This is a genomic window from Mucilaginibacter sp. SG538B (assembly GCF_013376065.1).
GTDB classification, from domain to species: domain Bacteria; phylum Bacteroidota; class Bacteroidia; order Sphingobacteriales; family Sphingobacteriaceae; genus Mucilaginibacter; species Mucilaginibacter rubeus.
Genome location: NZ_JABMJI010000001.1, coordinates 1,047,728 through 1,065,761, shown reverse-complemented (window position 1 = coordinate 1,065,761; position 18,034 = coordinate 1,047,728). Strand labels below are relative to the sequence as shown.

Sequence of the window (18,034 nt, the reverse complement as noted above, 5' to 3'; positions counted from 1 at the left end):
TAGCTACCTTTGCTATTAAAAAGATACTACTATCCTAAAGGATACCGGTATCGTTAAGGATAGCAAGTATGAATAACGAACAAATCATTCACAATAAAGAGACCTGCAAAGCTTCTGTAACCGCAGTACGCGATACGCTTTATGTAGTAAACGGTAAATGGAAGCTGCCGATGCTGGTAAGCCTGATGACCGGCCCTAAACGGTTTAAGGAACTTCAGCGCGATCTGGAAAGCATCACGCCTAAAATACTTTCGAAAGAGTTAAGGGAGCTTGAACTAAATGGCTTTGTTAAACGGACTGTTTATGATACCACACCGGTAACTGTAATTTATGAACGTACCGAATATGCCGATACGCTTGGCAAAGTTGTATCAGAATTACGCGAATGGGGCATGAACCATCGTGAGCATATTAAACAAATGAGCCGGGCTGAAGCCGATGCCAAAAAAGCTATGGCAGTTTCATTATAATGTGGTAAATAGCTCTTCAGAATTTAGATGCACAAAGCGCCTTTGCCTGGTAAGCAATGGCGCTTTTATAAATAACAATACTAAGCTTTCTTCCTTTCGGGATGATGGGCACTATCCCTGCTTGATGTTTGATCGGAGCGTTGCCCGCCTGCGTTACTGATGCCTTTTTGCTTTTGGGCATCATTATGATTAGTAAAGGCACGATCGGCAGTTGGTTTGCCTTGTGCGTTAGCATTATTCTTAAAATCCTGTTGACCTTTCATAATAACTATATTTAAATTCAACAATGTTTATATCATAACTACAGCTAAAGCGCGATTGGGTTTTATTAATTTGATATAGTACTATTCATTGTGGGTAGTTGCGTTATTAACAAGTTCCATAGCGCCCTCTGCACCAAGGCGTTCCATCAAATTAAACTCTTTAGATTCAAGGCGGTTGTAGTTTGTAAAAAAAGCCTCTATCTGGTCGGTAAGGCTGTGCGGCAGTTGTGCCGCATCATGCAGATCGGTAAAAATTTTTGATACTACGGGCACTGCCAGCAACCTGTCGTTCCGGTAACGTTTCCCATCCGGACCAGCTTGTTCTACCTTAAAAGCCCCTATCAGCCGGCAATCTATCACACAGCCCGGAAAAGTACTGATCTCCGATATGACCAACACATCCAAGGGATCGCCGTCGCCCCCCACTGTATTGGGTATAAAGCCAAAATCAAAAGGAAAAACCATACCTGCAGGCAGTAGTTTTTTAAGCTTGAACTGATTTGTGGCGGCATCATAATCATACTTGTGGCCACAGCCTTTAGGCGTTTCAACAATCACCGTGATCCTATTTTCTAAATTATCCATACATACATATTTTATAAACCCGGTATTTTAACCCCGGAAGCTTTCAAGTCCTGCAAAATGTTTTCCTGTACGGCCAGTTTGGTATCCTGGAAACCATGTGCATGAACCCAAACATTAACCCCTACACGATAACCATCAGGATCTAAACCGGCAATACCTATCCTCCTGTCCGGAGTTTCCAATATGTTCTTTGATTTATCGATAGAAGAGTTAATGACCGACTTCACCTCATTAAAGTCAATATTATTGGTAAACTTCAGCTCGATATCAAGCCTGCGGGTGCCTTCCCTGCTGATGTTAATAATCACTTCGTTTGAGAGCTTGCTGTTAGGCATAATAACTATCCGGTTATCGAAGGTTTTAACAACGGTATAAAAGATCTGGATAGCGGTAACCGTGCCTTCAAGTCCCTGGGCTATGATGTTATCGCCCACAACAAAAGGTTTAAGCAAAAGGATGAGCACTCCGCTGGCAAAGTTCTGCAGCGTACCCGAAAGCGCTAAACCGGCTGCTACACCAAAAGCGCCAACAAGTGCGGTGAACAAAGTGATAGGCACGCCCATGATCTGCACAACCCCTAATATCAGCAGCACACGTAGTATAACGCCCACAAGGCTTTGCAAAAAGGGTTTTATGGTAGGATCTATTTCCTTTTTCTGCATATGGCCCTGCCACCATTTAAGCAGCAGGTTAATGAGCCAAAGGCCGATGAATAAAACCACCAGCCCAATCAAAAAACTGGGTGCATAACGGATCACCCAAATGTATACCTGTTCATAAAACTTTTCAATCTTCATAAAACAAATCGTTTAGCTTCCGTATAAAACCACCTATGCTTAACGCATATTTGGGGGAAGGGTTTGTTTTAATGGCGTCAGCATTTCTTTCATCAATTAAAAAACTATAAAACAACAGCTTAACATCTGCGATAAACAACAGCACAAGCCTATTAATTAAGCAGATTATTGATTATTTTTGTGTATGCAAACACTCGAGATAATTGTTCCTGATAATAAAACACGTTTGGTTAAGGATATCCTGAAAGAATTGGGTGTAACTATTAAAGTAAAAAAAGAGAACAAAACACCTAATGCCGAAACTATTGCCGCTATGGACGAGTTAAAAGCAGGCAAAGGCAAAAAATTCAAAAGTGTAGACGAACTGTTCAAAAGTATCTAATTTGATCATGTTCGAGATCGTCACCTCAACCAAATTCCTCAAAGATTTAAAATTACTTAAAAAGCGTTCGCTTAACGATTTTCAGCTGTTGCAGAACGTAATTACCATACTCGCCAACAAAGGTCATATGGGCCTCGACAAAAAACATAAAGCCCATAAGTTAAGTGGTAGCTACAAAGGCTATTGGGAATGCCATGTAAAGCCCGACCTACTACTGATCTGGGATGAGAATGAACAGATCAACCTTTTAGAATTAGTGCGCACCGGAACTCATTCAGATCTGTTTTAACAACCATTTAACACTTCAGCCCTCCAAGTGTTAACAAATGTTAAAAGTGTTAAATTTCAACACGTTACCATTTTTAAGCCCTAATTTGGTATTAACTATTTGAAAAAACTTTTACACTTTATCATGAGCTACAACAAGATCAATAACCTTTTGGGCTGGCTTTGTTTTACCGTTGCATCCTTAACTTACATCCTTACTTTAGAACCCTCTGTAAGTTTTTGGGACTGTGGCGAATTCATTTCCTGTGCCTATAAACTCCAGGTATCGCACCAACCGGGCTACCCGCTTTTTGCCATGATAGGCAAAGCCTTTTCCCTGCTCTCCATGGGCGACAGGACAAAAGTTGCCTACTTTACCAACCTTGGTTCGGCACTGGCCAGCGGGGCTACCATTATGTTTCTATTCTGGAGCATAACCGCCCTTGCCAAAAAACTGCTTGCTATAAAAAATACTACTGTTAATACAACCCAAACCTTACAAATAATGGGTGCCGGACTAACCGGCGCCCTTGCATTTACCTTTACCGACACCTTTTGGTTTTCGGCAGTGGAAACCATCGTTTTTGCATGGTCGTCATTATGTACCGCAATAGTATTCTGGGCTATTTTAAAATGGGATGCCGTTGCCGATGAACCGCAAGCCGACAGGTGGCTGGTTTTTATAGCTTATGTAATCGGCCTTTCTATCGGCATACATCTGCTCAATTTATTAACCATACCGGCTTTGGTAATGGTTTATTATTTCCGCAGGCATAAAAACATCAATATTAAAAGCGGTCTGATAGCATTTGCCGTGAGCATCCTGATCCTGGCCTTCGTTCAGTTCGGGATAAGGGGATATACCATTGGTCTCGCGGCCCGGTTCGATCTGTTTTTTGTAAACAGTCTTGGACTTGGTTTTGGCAGCGGCGTTTTGTTCTTTTTTTTGCTGATCATCGGCTTGCTTATCGCCGGGATCCGGTACAGCATCCGCAAGCAAAAACATCTTTTAAACGTAAGCCTGCTATGCATTGTGTTTGTTTATTTTGGATACAGCTCCTTTGTTTATATCCCCATCAGGGCATCGGCGGGCACCAACCTTAACAACTCCCACCCCAGCGACGCGTTTACGATGTATGAGTACCTTAACCGTACCCAATACGGCGAAACTCCCTTACTTAAGGGCCCATACTTTGATGCTAAAATAACAGATGTTACAGATGGCACACCGCTTTATCGTAAAGGAAACAGCAAATACGAGGTAGCCTATAATAAGCCTAATTATGTTTATGACCACACCAGCATTCTGCCCCGCATGTGGTCGACAGAGGAGAATACCACCTATGCCCAGGACGTGCAGTTTTACCGCGACTGGCTGCAGTTGAGCGATAATGCCACGCCTACCTTTTCGGATAATTTAAGGTGGATGTTCAGCTGGCAAATGTACCAGATGTACTGGCGTTATTTTATGTGGAACTTTGTTGGCCGCTACAACGATGATGATATGGAAGGGCAGACCAACATGAATGGCATCGGCGGTAACTGGACGTCGGGCTTGTTCAACAACGCCTCCAATACGCCTAAGTTTGTATTGAATAATGTTACCTATACGCCCCTTTATGCACTGCCTTTAGTAGTAGGCTTGTTTGGCATGTTTTATCACTTCAAAAAACGGAAGAAAGATGCTCTGGTCATAACGTTGCTATTCTTTTTCACCGGGTTGGCTATAGTATTATATGTTAACCAGCCATCTGTACAGCCGCGCGAGCGTGATTACTCATACGTTGGCTCATTTTATGCATTTGCCATTTGGATTGGTTTAGGATTGATAGCACTGATTGACATAGTACCTAAAAAGATCAGTCCGCGGTTTGCCACCATTGGGGCTATGGTTATTTGTACTATTGTTGGCCCTGTTTTGCTGGCAAGTAAAGAATGGAAAAACCACGACCGCTCAACCAAAATGGCGGCGTATGATATGGCTTACAATTACCTCATGTCCTGCCCAAAAAATGCCATTTTGTTTGATTTGGGTGATAACGACACCTACTCGTTATGGTACGACCAGGAGGTGGAGAACATCCGGCCCGATGTGCGTATTGTAAACCTGAGCCTATTGAGCGCCGATTGGTCGGTAAGGCAAATGCAACGCAAAATAAACCAGGCCGATGCGCTGCCCATCACCATGAGCTTTGATAAATACAAGCTCGGTACCCGTGACGTGATCAGGTATAATGATGCCAAAGTACCGGGTTATGTTGACGTAAAAGATATTTTTGATTTTATCACATCAGATGATAAACGTACTCACGTTGAGTACACCAACGGCACCACCGAAAATTATCTGCCTACCAAAAACTTCAAGCTGGCGGTTAATGCTGATGATGTAATGAAAAACAAGGTTATTACACCTGAGCAAAAAGGCATGCTAACGGATACCATGAAATGGAAATTCCCTCCTAATTATATCACCAAAGAAAACCTTGCCATGATAGATATACTGGCGCACAATGATTGGAAGCGTCCAATTTGCTTCACTATATCCATTGGGCAAACAAGCATGGTTGGTTTACAGCCATATTTATACCAGGAAGGGTTTACTTACCGCTTGTTGCCTTTCAAAACTGATTCATCGTTGGCAGATCAGCTTTCAAAAATCAACAGCCTGGTGATGTACAGCAACATGATGGATAAGTTTAAATTCGGCAATTTTAAAACAGCCCGGTACCTTGATCAGCAATCAATCCAGGTATTTTATCCGCAACTGGTATCAACTTTTTCTGATCTTTCAGCAGGGTTATTAAAAGACGGTCATCCAAACCTTGCACTTAATGCATTGCATAAGTATGAAGAAGTTATGCCCGACATCAACCCTAACTTTATGACCGCACAAGGCAAAATAACAATGGCCGATACCTCGTATAAGTTGGACTATGCCAAGCTGGGTAATAAATTGATCAAAAGTGTTAACAGCTACCTAACCGATCAGCTTGATTATAACTACCATCAGTTGCAAAAAGATACAGGCCGGTTAAGTCCGCGCGATGTGCAGATCAGTATGTCACTGCTGAACAACATGGTTGCCATCACCCATAACGGCAATCAAAAAGAACTAAGCGGACAATTAGTTGCCCAGCTTAATGATTATGCCGAAAAGTTTAAAAGTATTCTCCAGCTCTAAACAACCAACATATATATGCTATGGGGCAGGCTATTTGATTTAGCCTGCCCCTTTTTTATATTTTAATAATTCACATACTTTTCTTCAAAAGTACCATCGGCATACAGGTCTATCAAACCATAGCCTGGGGCTGTTTCCCGGCGGTTACCCTCCCACCATGCACCGGAAACGGCGCCATTGCACAGGTAAGTAACATTGTTATAAACCACCTTATCGCGCATGTGCAGGTGACCGCTCAGACATAATTTTACGTTAGGGTGCTGGTAAAACAGGTTGATGATTTTAGCAGTATCAGTATGCATGTCGCCGCCAAGCATTGTCCACTTGTTTACAATATCATCCTCTATCATCAGTAAAGCGGTCAATATCGGTATGTGCGACATGACCATTACCGGCATATTGGCATCTGTAGCTTTCAGTTCATCGCTTAGCCAGTTAAGCTGTTCATCGCCCAGCTTGCCTATATACCAGGTATTATCAATATCTAAGTGCACACTGTCCAGCACAATGATCTTCCAGCCGTTTTTTTCCATGCTGTAATAAGGCTTTACAAGCTGCAGTTTATCCAGTGCGTATTTTTTTCCGTAGATGGCCTGGCCTTTGTCGTCCTCGTACCACCAGATATCGTGGTTGCCCAAACAATAATGAACGGGCAAACTGCATTCATTTTTCATGATGTTTTGCACCAGCTTCCATTGATCATTGATGGTACTGATGTTTTCCTTGTTCATATCAAAAACAATGTCGCCGCCATTTAATACCATATCAACCTTTGGCGTTTGTTGCTGCAGGTGGTGAAGGCACCTGGTAAACCTGGCAGGGGCATCAAACTTATCCTTCAGGTGCACATCGGTAATGTGGGCTATTCGCAATGATGGCTTTGCAGCCGGTGTTGTATTGCCGAGTGCTAATGAAGGTGCCAGAAGCAGGCCGCCTATATTTTTTAATGCTGATCTTCTTTCCATAATATAAAAGCTGCCTCCCGGGTTCAGGCAATTTGAGGGTTAAAAATACATTTATAATATTGGTGAGCCACGGGAATTTCTGTTAAACTTTTATTAAGAAAATAATGACCGAAACACCTGTATAAAACAAAAAGCCTTCCGCGTTAGCAGAAGACTTAATAGATTTGTGTAGGGAAGGTTAAAATATTATTTCGGAGCGCTTAGCTATTAATTATTGAAGATATGGCCTGCCTGCCATGTACTCATTTACAACCCCGGCAATGTATTTATTGTTGTAACCCGTTTCTTTGTTTTGCAAAACTGTTTTATAATAAAGCAGCAGAAAATCGTACACCCCCAGTTCGTGAACCTGCTGGCTGGTCTTAAACAAGCGGTTCATACTCATTTGAATAAGGCTGATCACAAGCAGGTTCAAATCTTGCGGCACCGTTCCGGATGAAATAAGTTCGGCAAGCAATAAAGCTGCCGGCCTGTTGTTTAAACTCCGGTACCTGAGCAGGTCGTTGCCTGCAACCGCGGCGCCTTCGGGAAATAGGCCCTCAATCTTGTTACGGTAATGCCTGTATTTAAAAGTCAGTTGCTTTGAAAGCAGGTTATCATAATTAACGCCCGGATATGATGAAGCTACAAGCAGCTTCATAAGCTCGTTTTTTTGTTCGATCTGAAAATCAAAATCGTTCAACAGCCTGTCAATTGATAACAGTCCCCAAAGCCACCTCACCTCTTCAAAGTTTTCGGTCACATCCGCTCTTGATATGAGGCTGGCTATGGCAAGGCTATCGTTAAAAAACAACTGTTCAACAAGCTCAATGGATGCTTCTCCGTAACGTTCCAGTTCGCGCTCGTAGGTATCAAACTGAACCTTCCAGATCTGCTTTGATTTAATTAAGGCCGAAAAGCAATTGTTAATATTTTGAATGACCCTGCCCAATGCAAATACAGAAGCCAGATGGACCCTGAAACGAATATGAGGTTCAGGATCAGCATAACGTACATAAAACCACTGATCAATCAAGTCTTCATGGTAAAGCTTTTTGCTTAGCTGTATCAGCTCATTGCCTATCACATGCTCGGCAGTTTCAATACCGCAATACAGTTTTACATACAACCATTCATCCCCCGGGAAAAACTGACGTTTAGCTGCATTTGTACTAAGCGGCCCCATACCGGTATACTTGCCGGCTATCTTTTCGCCCCGTTTTAAAACAGCCACAAATTGGTTACCGATAAGCTTTTCATCCTTCTTTTTAAGCATGATATTATCGCGTTCGCCAATGTATTCCTTTAAAATAATTTCATTCTTTTTCTTGCATGACGAAAGCCATGCAGCAACCTCAAGCCTGCTGTTAGTATGTACGACCAATTCACTATCAATATCTGTAAAAACAAAAGCCTCAGGCAGATCCCAGTATTTAACAAACTTCGCCCACGCTTCGTTGTAATCAACAGCCAGTTCTTTTAACAGCTGCTGTAAATCAGCATTGGTCATGTACCAGGTTTTTAAGGCTAATATTACACCTTCATAAACTACCCTTGGCGTTTTGGTTACCCCAAGTTTAGGTAATATATCAAGATTAAACCCAAGCTCGTATTTTGAATCCTGGCATTGCAGATCGGCCAGGAACCGGTACACGGGTAAGGCTGTCATTCCGTAATTATATGCTGTATCTAAGCGTGGGATAATCCGTTTGCCTAATTTGGCCGAACGCAGCACAACATTATTTCCTTTAACAGATACAAGCAGATCTGTTACGTTAACTTCCTGGTCACCAGTGCTTACCGGCGTTTGAAACCGGTAATCCCGATATGGTGCGGAGGTAAAGCTCCCCAGGTAGTCATCAGGCGTGTGTACAATTTCGGCAACTATAGCCGGCTCATAAATACGGGTTTCTGTTTCGGCTATTTCATCAAGGATCTGGCCAAAATTCCGCTCGGCATTAGCCAAACGGCCAAACATGGAGGTACCGGCCGGCCACCCGCAATATTCAAGATACAGCAAGGGCTCATCATGACCCGAAATACGAAACATTACCGAAAAACTTGGCGGCAACTCATCATCGTAAGCTTTAACGTTTTCAAACTGTGACTTTTGCAAATGGATAATTTCCTGCCCGGGATTGTTAACAATTTGCCCGATAAGCCACTTCACGGCACTAGTATATTGCAGATTTTCACCATCAGTTGCAGAGCCGGAGGATTCTGTATAACAGTTTATGGCATAGCCGATACCTTTTTCAGGATCAAGCACTTCTGTTAGCAAAATCTCCCGCTCATGATACCGGTCGCGGAAGCGTTTTATAAACGTTTCCAGGTTTTTACTTTGATGCCTGGGTGTGATCCGGTTAAGCAGATCAATGGCATCGAGCAATTTATCAGCATAAGCTTTATCAAGCGTAGCCGAATCTGCCTGCCTAAAATAATCAACCTGCAGCAATGTCCCCTGTGAGGCATCACCTGGCAAATCTTTCAAAATCATAGCAACCTTATTATTTTTTGTAATTACATTATCGGTGCCCGTCAGTACCTGCTTAACGGTATTCAGTTTTGACAAATAGCTTTGCGCTTGCATACTTTGATGTGCCAACCGGGTAAAAATGCCGATGGCCTGGTCAAGGTATTCCCCGCTGTCAATACACGGTTCAAGCTCACTCCACAAAACCTGGTTTTTAATCAATTGATCCAAAAAAGCAGCGGCACATTCCGGATTTTTGCCAAGTTTTTGCGTTATAAATAAGCCTATCGAATTGTATGTCCTGGCGTTTTCACAAAACCCGATAACCGCCTGCAGATCGTCAGATATCTTTACCGGCGATGCTTTGTATTTACCACGGTTTACAGTTTGACGGTCAATTTTACGGTAGGTCCCGTTTAAGGTATACATTGTTTTATTTACCTTGTAACTTAACAATGTCCGTATGAGGCGATTATTTAAAATCTGACCGTTCAAATTAACCGCTGCGGCAACATTAAGCCTTACATGCTGGTAAGCATTACCAAGCTGTAAATCGGTCGTATTCCCCCAGGTAACAGGAGCGCAACCTGCAAATAACCCTGATGGATTGGTGCCAGTAGCGCTCCTGTTAATAAATTTGGCCAAGGTTATTTCAAGCTTCTCCAGTTTTTTCGCATCTGTAATATCATCTATATGCAAAACCGCTTCATACAAGTTTTTAGAGGTAAGCCAAAGCGCCTGCATAAACAATTCATCTTTTGTGAATGCCCTGATGGTTTCTTTATCAACTGTTTCCACGCAATCAAATGCAGGAAACCTGAACATCAGGCCCGATGAGAATTTATATTGTTCGGATAATTTGGCTGTTTTCATTGTAGTTACCTCTGATGGTTCTTATCATAAAACAGACATACTTAATATGATCTAAGTTCGTCCTTAGAACCCTGTTGAACTTGAGGTTTTTTCTGTTGTAGTACCCGTCATAGTCATATAGAAATCTACAGTGCCACCATTTTTTCCAATGTTATTTGTAAGTGCCCGGTTTAAAATTTGCACTTGTTTAATTTGGATCTTTGGTAAAGATGCTTTGCTATAATTTTTCATACTTTTAAGCTTTTTAAAGGGTGTGAATGATGATTTATCTGTTGTTATAGGATAAATGTGGCTAAGCGGATGCAGGAGAGGAAAAAATTAGTACCAATGCGCCGTTGGGGACGACCAAACCCATTAAAAGCAGGACAAAAAATTTATGACAACGAATGCAGAGCGGCCAAAATCCAGGATAAGGGTATTCTTTCAACACCTGCTTGGATGGCTTATTTATATATTATATGAAGAGGCCGTTGTCTATTTTTCAAAAATTGACATAAGCACTGTTTTTGCTTTTATTGTAAATGCCATTATATTTTATAACACCTGGAAAATTTTAAGGGCCATAAGTAAGAAGATCACTAATGTTTTTTTTCTGGCACCTGTTTTATTTGTAGTATCCACGGCTATCATTGCTATAACGGTATTGTTTAAGCTTGAGGTTGATGCATTGATATACCATACGTCGTTTCAGGTTTCGGCCGATCCTGATAAAATCTCCAGCCTTATTATGCGCACAATATATTTTGGCGGAATGGGGGCTGCATTTGGCTTTGCAAGAGAACTGATACAACGGGAACGCGAAGTGGCTCAACACAGCATAGAAAAGGCTCAGATACTTGAACAACAGCAAAAGCTTGAAAAGAAAGCCCTTCAGGCCGAACTAAATGTAATAAAATCACAGATCAATCCGCACTTTGTATTTAATACACTCGGCTTTTTATATGCTGAAACTTATAAGAAACTCCCGGAAGTAGGACAATCAATCATCACACTTTCAAACATTATGCGGTATGCATTAACCAAAAATGAGGACGGGTTTAGCAGCCTTGAAAGTGAGCTTGCCTATATCAAAGACTTCATAAAAATTCATGAAGACCGCAGCAAAGCTTTTTTTATGAAGATAAGTATCGAAAGCGGTGTTATTCCGTATAAGGTAGTATCATTGGTTTTAATTACCCTCATCGAAAACATGTTTAAGCACGGCATTTTCAATCAAAGCACAAAGGAGGCTGTGTTGAGCATTACCGTTGTAGATGGGAAGCTGCATTTTTATTCGCTTAATTATAAAAACAATAACAGCGTTAACAAAATACAATCGAACGGGATAGGATTAAATTATATTCGCGAAAGATTAACGGACGAATATGGCCGGGACGGATATGAACTACTGGTGGATGAAACGCACAATAGCTATGAATGCAAACTTACCATGCCTTTAAAATATCATGAAAGTAATTAACTGTATTATAGTTGAGGACGAGCCTTATGCCATTGATATTTTAAGCGATTTTATATCAAAAGTGCCTTTCATTAACCTTACCGAAACGTTTACCAATCCTATTGAAGCACTATTATATTTAAAAGGATCAGCCACTGACCTCATTTTTCTTGATATAAACATGCCTGAGCTTTCAGGTATCGACCTTATTAAAATGCTGCCTAAAAGCACGGAGATCATCATAACATCAGCCTTTAGTGAATTTGCGCTGGCGGGATTTGAAAACAATGTGCTCGATTACCTGCTTAAGCCCTTCGCTTTCGACAGGTTTTTACAGGCTTCACAAAAAGCCCTTGATAAGCTAATACTGCTTTCATCTAATAAGCCAGCGCCGGTAATTGACCTGCAGCCAAAGCCCGACTCATTTTACCTGAAAACCGATCACGGTAAAATTGTGCGCATCAACTTTGAGGATATCATTTATATAGAAGGACTTAAAAATTACTGTTCGGTTTTTACAGAAAATGAACGGCATATCTCGTTGGTGAGCATGAAAACCTTAGTTGATACCCTACCCCAGGAAAATTTTGCGCGGACCCATAAATCGTACATTATTGCTTTAAAACGCATTAAAGCTATTGATGGCAACATGGTGATCTTTGATAAGATTAAAGAAAAGATCCCCATAGGGGTTACTTACCGCGACAGCTTTTTCGCACTGCTCAATAATAAGATGTTCAAGTAAGCTATACTTTCCCTTTACGGGCTTTTTCCGATTTAAGGAACTTTAAGAGCATCCCGTACAGGATGCACTCATGCAGGCGCTGCCGGCTGCTAAAATAGCGGTTAACTGCCATGTGGATCACGCTGCTCAAAAACTTCGCATTCCAATCAATAGTGTAGTTTTGCAGCAGTAATTCTACCTGCATTCTTTTTTGCCGAAGCAGGTCATCATATGCTAAAAGCAGGTTATTAAGGCTGCCATGATATTTTCTATATAATTGATCAATCTGTATTTTAACCGCCTTATCATCAAACTCGGCAAAAAAATAAGCCTGCTGCCTTTCAACAAATTGCAGTTGGTCGTTTAGGTCATTGCTCATCAGGTTTAGGTAATCTTTGATCAGCCAAAAAATCAGGAGCCAGTCTTCCGTATCATAGCGGTTGCTTTCAAGCAGCCTGAATACGCTGCAGCAAAACGAAGTTTCAATGCAAAAAAGGCCCTCGGCTTGTTCAATTTGTTGCCCGTAACGTTCCAGTTCGCGCACGTAGGTATCAAGTTGTACAACATGAAGCTGCCCGCTTGTCAAAAATGGCGACAATACCTCGCGCACAGCCAGGTAAACATCCTGAAAATCACCCTCATCAAGCAAATTAATCCTAACCCGGATGTGATTATCCGGGTCATGGTACCGGATAAAAAACCATTGTTTTATTTTAACAGTACCTGAATAATTTAACAGTTCATCCAATTTTAACAGCACCTCGTTGGCGATGTTACTGCTGAGATATAGCTTGATAAATAACCACTCGCTGCCGGGAAAAAAATTACGCTGAAGCGTATTTTCAATATATTGGAAATATGGGGGCTTCAAAGGCCTGTCGAAATGGAAGGGTGCAACAAACTGGTGCATGTAAGGATCGCCATCCACATCTCGTACAATAGCCTCATGTTGAAGGTGAATACACTCAGATAAAATCAAAACCGGGTCCTGCCTTGCTATTTCCTTTGCAAGTACCTGTATACTAATCTCATTTTCAGTATCAATCAGTAATTCATTATCGCCCTTTATTATATAAAATTTATCGGGCAGTAACCACTCATTCCTAAAGCTGTTAAACAAATCGCCGAATTTATCCATGAATTTTTCAGCCTTGCAAAGTTCACCCAAGATAGCGGGCGTAAACTTCCAGGTGGCACGGTGCAGGATAACGCCAAAGCTGGTTTCAACGCGTGGAAAAAATACAAAATCTGTAGAGAGTGCCCCCCAGTTAAAACTTAAGCTGCCATTGCCCCGCTGATGCTGGATATCGCACAAAAAGGTGTAAATGGGGTGCTGCGACCTGTTATAATTATAAGCACTGCTTAAGCGCGGAACTACTTCCCGCTGATGTTTTTTTGAAAACAATTTAAAAACGCCCTGCTCAAGCTTTATGTAGATATCGTCAAGCCTCAAAACTGAACTTCCCTTGGCATCATCAATATAAGCCAGTTCATGGGGCCAGAAAGGCGGGTGCATCATGACGTTTAAGATCCGTTCTTCGGGCATATGGATCACTTCGGCAAACATGGCATCCGGGCAGTTGGCGATCTCCTTTGCCGCTATCTCTAAACCTGTTTTATAAATTTCGGCATCCCCAACTGCAAACCGTGCTATCATGTTTAAAGCGCCGGGCCCGGTAACTCTCTCCAGGTATACCATATCGTTTTCAAAAAGCTGAAAAACCGCCGACATGAAAAATGGCAAATGATCCGGGCTGCGTTCCCTGGCAAAATTATCAGGTATAATAACTTTATACTGTTTTTCAATTTTGGCGCGGTTTAACAGGTTGAGCATTTTAAAATCTATTTCTGTATAATCCACCCACGAAGGGCCCCCTTCACTTCCGGTGTACAGCCCTTCTGTAAAAAGGGTTTCATGCTCATACCATTGTCCGTATTCGATTCCTGTATCGGTGTCAAATGCCTCCAGCAGCGGTACGCTCTGCTCCTCATACCTTTTCCTGAACCTGCCTTTAAACTGCTCAATCCTTTTATTGGGAGCCACGGCACTCACATTATTAAGCAATACAATCGCCTTAGTTATTTTCCATTGCAATGATTGGTCAAGCTCCCGGCTTTCCATCTCGTTAAACCTGGTTACATGTACCTGGTCTTTAAGTTCCCTGCCGGTTATGTGATTAGTAATTTGTTCAATAGCAGTATATAACGAAAACCAGTTTGAGCTTTCAACATCTCCATTATTAATTTTATTAAGCAAATCGACCAATTCATTAATGGTATCCCTTAATCCCGGATCATCAGTCTTTTGCAAAAAGACTGGAAAATCATACCCTATTGCCGGCTCAAATGCCGGTTTTAGCAGTTGCCCTTCAATAAGGTCATTAATAAACACAATGAAATCATCAGGCTCAAAATCCGGGAATTTTTCGAGCAGTTGCTGTTTACTCCATATTTTATCACCAACAACGGTAATTATGTCATCAAGCACCTCATTGCAGGCAATGGCGCTCACCTGATAAACCCTCTGGTTATCAATAATTTGATAAGTAATAAATCGCAAATCGCCCCCAACTTTATAAAGGGTATTATTCAGCTTATATCCTGCAGATAATTGATTGGAGTTTTCAATTTGTTTGGCAAGCGAAAAGCTCACCACAGCATCGGGCACTACATGTCTCCTGAACTTTGCGGTAAGTTTTACTTTATTTGCAGCCCCCCAGTAAACCGATGAACAACCCGCAAACAGCCCAAACGGCGTAGCCCGGTTTGCCATACGGGCCATATATTTATAAAAACTTGATAGTAATTGAGCTTCTTTAGCTTTCGTTTGCTGCCCGTTTGCAAAAAAAGCATCCAGTTCATTATAAAGCGATTTACTTGCCAGGTAAATACTTTCTTTGATTAACCTGTTATTCCATAATGTAAGCAAGCTTTTTTTATCAAGCTTTTGCCTGTACGACAAAGCAGCAGAGCGTAAAATTAAACCGTTAATAAAATTAACTTTCATCTGGATGTACAGGCAAGGTTCAGTATGTAAACAGCTAATTTAAGTAAAAGCTATTTTTATTGGCAGGTTTGTTATGGGTGCTGTCTATTTCTTTGTTTATAATATGGTTACTATAAAACTAAATTGATTAATCATTTCAACAAGAATGATTAATCAATTTAGTTAATATCGCCCTGCTTCATGCCTTTGTATTTAACGCAAAAATTGATATATTAACAAGGCGATCAAAATGTTTGCCATGCAAGTACACTATCCTAAATAGGGCAGCAAAAACTTACAAAAATATCATCCTTCGGTAATTAAGCACACTTGATTCCAGGGCCTTCACTTATAGCCGAGGTTCGGGTTATCAATTTGCAAGCAATCCGCATGATACGGCATGATAACCACAAGCGACGACGTTCGCGATAGCATATGGACCGACTGAAACTACATTAATTACTCCAACAGCAACGCATCCTCATCATCGGTAAGGTTAAGCTGAATAGTATCACTCCCCGCAATCCCTTCAATACTGCCGCGGATGTGAGCGGCACTTAGCAGCACTTTATCCAATTGCTTTTCGCGGGCTTTCCAGAGTTTTTCCATGGCATCGCGTTCGCGCTGAATGGATTGGCGCATGCTCATATATCCTTCACGAATAGCCTTCCATTGCTCCGAAAACTCGCTGCTGGTAAGGTAATCATACAACAGGTGCATTTTATCACCTTTATTATCCTGTGATTTGGCCAGGTTTGATAATTTCATCACGCCATCCCTTAAAATGTAGGATACTGCCTTTACCTCATCAAAACTACAAATCCAAACCCCGTCACGCTCGCCAAAACAATCCATGCCTTTTGGGTAGCATTGGGTTACAATAACGGCTACATCAACCCCCATGCTTCGCATGTCTTTTTTAAGCTTCTCGATCCAGTCTGCCGAAAAAGCATTGGTACGCTTGCTTTCATAAATAATGCGGCCGCACTCTTGGCCAAACTGGTTACGCACAGTTTGTACGCAGTCGGCACCGCGTACGCCCTTCCCTACTTCGCTTATGATATCGAACGGGAAATAATTGCGTAATAACTCTTCCAGTATCAGTTCCTGGGCTTCGCCCTGCAACTGCATAGAACCCTGCTCGGCTTTGCGCTTCATTTCATCGGCCAGTTTCTTCTGGTCGTCAAGCTGTTTTTCAAGCTCCTTTACCTTTAGCTGGTATTCGGTATCTTTTATGCTGTGGCGTTCGGCTTCCTGCTTGCGGATCTGGTCGGTAAGTTCGTTCCGTTGCTCCTGCAGCTTGCGCTGTATGGCAAGCTCCATTTCCTCTTCCTTTTGATGCAGTTGTTTCTCGCGCTGCAAAAACTCCAGCTCTTTCTGGCGTGATAGTTTTAGTTTTTCCTCAGTTTCAGCGGCTGAATTTTTAAGCAGTACAAGCTGGTTCTCAAAATCCTGGCTTATGGTTTTACGCAGGTTGTCTTCAAGCGTTTGCTGCAATTGCTTTTTTTCGTTGTTAAGCCTTTGTTCAAAGGCTGCCTGCTGCTGGCGCTCCTTATTTAAAAACTCCTCATCCTTTTTGCGGTATTCTTCTTCTTTTTGACGGGTATAATCCATCATTTTAACCCTGAGCTCTTTTTTATACTCCTCGGCCATTACCTCCTCTATCGGAAAACCGAAACCACAACTTGGGCACTTAACTTCTGTAGCCATATTATTTATATAAAAGCTGAGAGCTGAATGCACAAAGCTTTAAGCTAATAACTTGATTATTGATATTATTCAATTACTTAATAAAAGGAAAATATTTCCTATAAATCAAAGATAGGGATTTTACTGTTTAGCACATGATATGGTAACCCATAAGGGGTATTAACATTATTGTAACAAAATGAAACTACAATGATAACAATCTGTTGTAAATGCCGTTTAAAATACCGAAGTTTATAACATGCAGATATTGAGAATTGGAAAGGTAATGTGGAGTCACGATTATGACCTGGCCACATTAGGGTTGGCAAATGACGGAGGAGCATTATTTGCATTTACCCCGCCACCACACCATTATAACGGTGAAATTATACTTACCCCTAAAAGCCTTGTACTTGACGGCGATAGTTATGAACATATCCCGCTTGATAGCCTTGAGCAGTTATATTTAGGTTTTGACGAGCTTTACAAACGTTCGATGGTACGGAACAATGGTTTATTCTGGCAGCCGTTAAGATTACGCTACAGGCTAAAAGAAGAGCTTATCACCTTATATCTTATTGTTGATCATACTCTTTTTGGAGCTAAAAATCAATTGTGGTTTAATACCCTAAAACAACTGCTTTCCCGCAAGGCCTAAGCAGATCTTCTTTTCTCCCTCTTTTTACCGGCGCTTCTTTCAAAGCTAAGCAGTTGCTCAGCAAATTACCAATTCAGGTTGTAAAAATACCGTGTAACGGGTATTTTATAAAAAGAAACATAGTGACATATTTGCAGCGCATTATTTGCGCTAAATACCATTATCACTTTTTTATGAAAAAACTTGGTTTCCTGAGGCTATTCTCCTGCCTGCCCCTCATCGCAATCATCATTCCTGACATAACCGAAACGCTTATCAATCCGGAGTTTAAAGTACCCTTTACACATGTTATAGCAAGCGCGGC

Annotated in this window: 14 protein-coding genes; 7 read left to right on the top strand and 7 right to left on the bottom strand. The window is 41.5% G+C overall.

The features are described 5' to 3' along the window. Positions 1 to 68: 68 nt before the first annotated feature. Positions 69 to 470, top strand: coding sequence for a winged helix-turn-helix transcriptional regulator (locus tag FHW88_RS04215; protein ID WP_176623382.1), 402 nt, complete (start codon positions 69 to 71; stop codon positions 468 to 470). Positions 471 to 550: 80 nt separating this feature from the next. On the opposite strand, the gene FHW88_RS04210 is transcribed toward FHW88_RS04215, so the two are convergent. The 3 genes from FHW88_RS04210 to FHW88_RS04200 all read right to left on the bottom strand — a co-directional run bounded on the left by FHW88_RS04210 (position 551) and on the right by FHW88_RS04200 (position 2,115). Beyond that, positions 551 to 733 (bottom strand): hypothetical protein, encoded by a 183-nt coding sequence (locus tag FHW88_RS04210; RefSeq protein WP_176623380.1) that lies wholly within the window; start codon positions 731 to 733, stop codon positions 551 to 553. Between the two features lie 81 nt (positions 734 to 814). Continuing rightward, entirely contained in the window at positions 815 to 1,318 is a 504-nt protein-coding gene (locus FHW88_RS04205) for an inorganic diphosphatase (RefSeq protein ID WP_176623378.1), read from the bottom strand. A gap of 11 nt (positions 1,319 to 1,329) precedes the next feature. Then, on the bottom strand, positions 1,330 to 2,115 hold the full coding sequence (locus FHW88_RS04200; protein ID WP_176623376.1) for a mechanosensitive ion channel family protein: 786 nt from the start codon (positions 2,113 to 2,115) through the stop codon (positions 1,330 to 1,332). Between the two features lie 184 nt (positions 2,116 to 2,299). On the opposite strand from FHW88_RS04200, the gene FHW88_RS04195 reads away from it, so the two are divergent. The 3 genes from FHW88_RS04195 (at position 2,300) to FHW88_RS04185 (ending at position 5,945) form a co-directional block, all read left to right on the top strand. Next, positions 2,300 to 2,497 carry a type II toxin-antitoxin system RelB/DinJ family antitoxin gene (locus FHW88_RS04195; protein WP_090523834.1) on the top strand — a complete coding sequence of 66 codons (198 nt, stop codon included), beginning with the start codon at positions 2,300 to 2,302 and terminating at the stop codon, positions 2,495 to 2,497. Between the two features lie 7 nt (positions 2,498 to 2,504). Next, complete coding sequence (locus FHW88_RS04190; protein WP_176623374.1) at positions 2,505 to 2,786, top strand: type II toxin-antitoxin system YafQ family toxin; 282 nt, start codon at positions 2,505 to 2,507, stop codon at positions 2,784 to 2,786. A 99-nt stretch (positions 2,787 to 2,885) separates the two neighbouring features. Beyond that, the gene (locus FHW88_RS04185) at positions 2,886 to 5,945 is read left to right on the top strand and encodes a DUF2723 domain-containing protein (protein ID WP_255485206.1); all 3,060 of its coding nucleotides are present in this window, start codon (positions 2,886 to 2,888) and stop codon (positions 5,943 to 5,945) included. Positions 5,946 to 6,007: 62 nt separating this feature from the next. Here FHW88_RS04185 and FHW88_RS04180 read toward each other — a convergent pair whose 3' ends face one another. Together FHW88_RS04180 and FHW88_RS04175 are read right to left on the bottom strand one after the other, a co-directional pair. Next, positions 6,008 to 6,910 (bottom strand): metallophosphoesterase family protein, encoded by a 903-nt coding sequence (locus tag FHW88_RS04180; RefSeq protein ID WP_090523829.1) that lies wholly within the window; start codon positions 6,908 to 6,910, stop codon positions 6,008 to 6,010. A gap of 211 nt (positions 6,911 to 7,121) precedes the next feature. Continuing rightward, on the bottom strand, positions 7,122 to 10,235 hold the full coding sequence (locus FHW88_RS04175; protein WP_176623372.1) for a lantibiotic dehydratase: 3,114 nt from the start codon (positions 10,233 to 10,235) through the stop codon (positions 7,122 to 7,124). A 376-nt stretch (positions 10,236 to 10,611) separates the two neighbouring features. Here FHW88_RS04175 and FHW88_RS04170 point away from each other — a divergent pair, with 376 nt between their 5' ends. Together FHW88_RS04170 and FHW88_RS04165 are read left to right on the top strand one after the other, a co-directional pair. Continuing rightward, positions 10,612 to 11,694, top strand: a complete 1,083-nt coding sequence (locus FHW88_RS04170) for a sensor histidine kinase (protein ID WP_090523823.1) — start codon at positions 10,612 to 10,614, stop codon at positions 11,692 to 11,694. After that, positions 11,681 to 12,418: a LytR/AlgR family response regulator transcription factor gene (locus FHW88_RS04165; protein ID WP_090523820.1), complete on the top strand. Its 738-nt coding sequence runs from the start codon at positions 11,681 to 11,683 to the stop codon at positions 12,416 to 12,418. Before FHW88_RS04170 ends, FHW88_RS04165 begins: the two co-directional genes overlap by 14 nt. 1 nt (position 12,419) lies before the next feature. Here the strand turns inward: FHW88_RS04165 and FHW88_RS04160 are convergent, their stop codons facing one another. Both FHW88_RS04160 and FHW88_RS04155 read right to left on the bottom strand, forming a co-directional pair. Further along, a complete protein-coding gene (locus FHW88_RS04160) occupies positions 12,420 to 15,404 on the bottom strand; it encodes a lantibiotic dehydratase (RefSeq protein WP_176623370.1) in 2,985 nt (994 codons plus the stop codon). A gap of 438 nt (positions 15,405 to 15,842) precedes the next feature. After that, on the bottom strand, positions 15,843 to 17,093 hold the full coding sequence (locus FHW88_RS04155) for a DUF2130 domain-containing protein (protein WP_176623368.1): 1,251 nt from the start codon (positions 17,091 to 17,093) through the stop codon (positions 15,843 to 15,845). A gap of 238 nt (positions 17,094 to 17,331) precedes the next feature. Between FHW88_RS04155 and FHW88_RS04150 the strand changes: the two genes are divergently transcribed. Beyond that, complete coding sequence (locus FHW88_RS04150) at positions 17,332 to 17,730, top strand: hypothetical protein (RefSeq protein ID WP_129568859.1); 399 nt, start codon at positions 17,332 to 17,334, stop codon at positions 17,728 to 17,730. Positions 17,731 to 18,034: the final 304 nt, after the last annotated feature.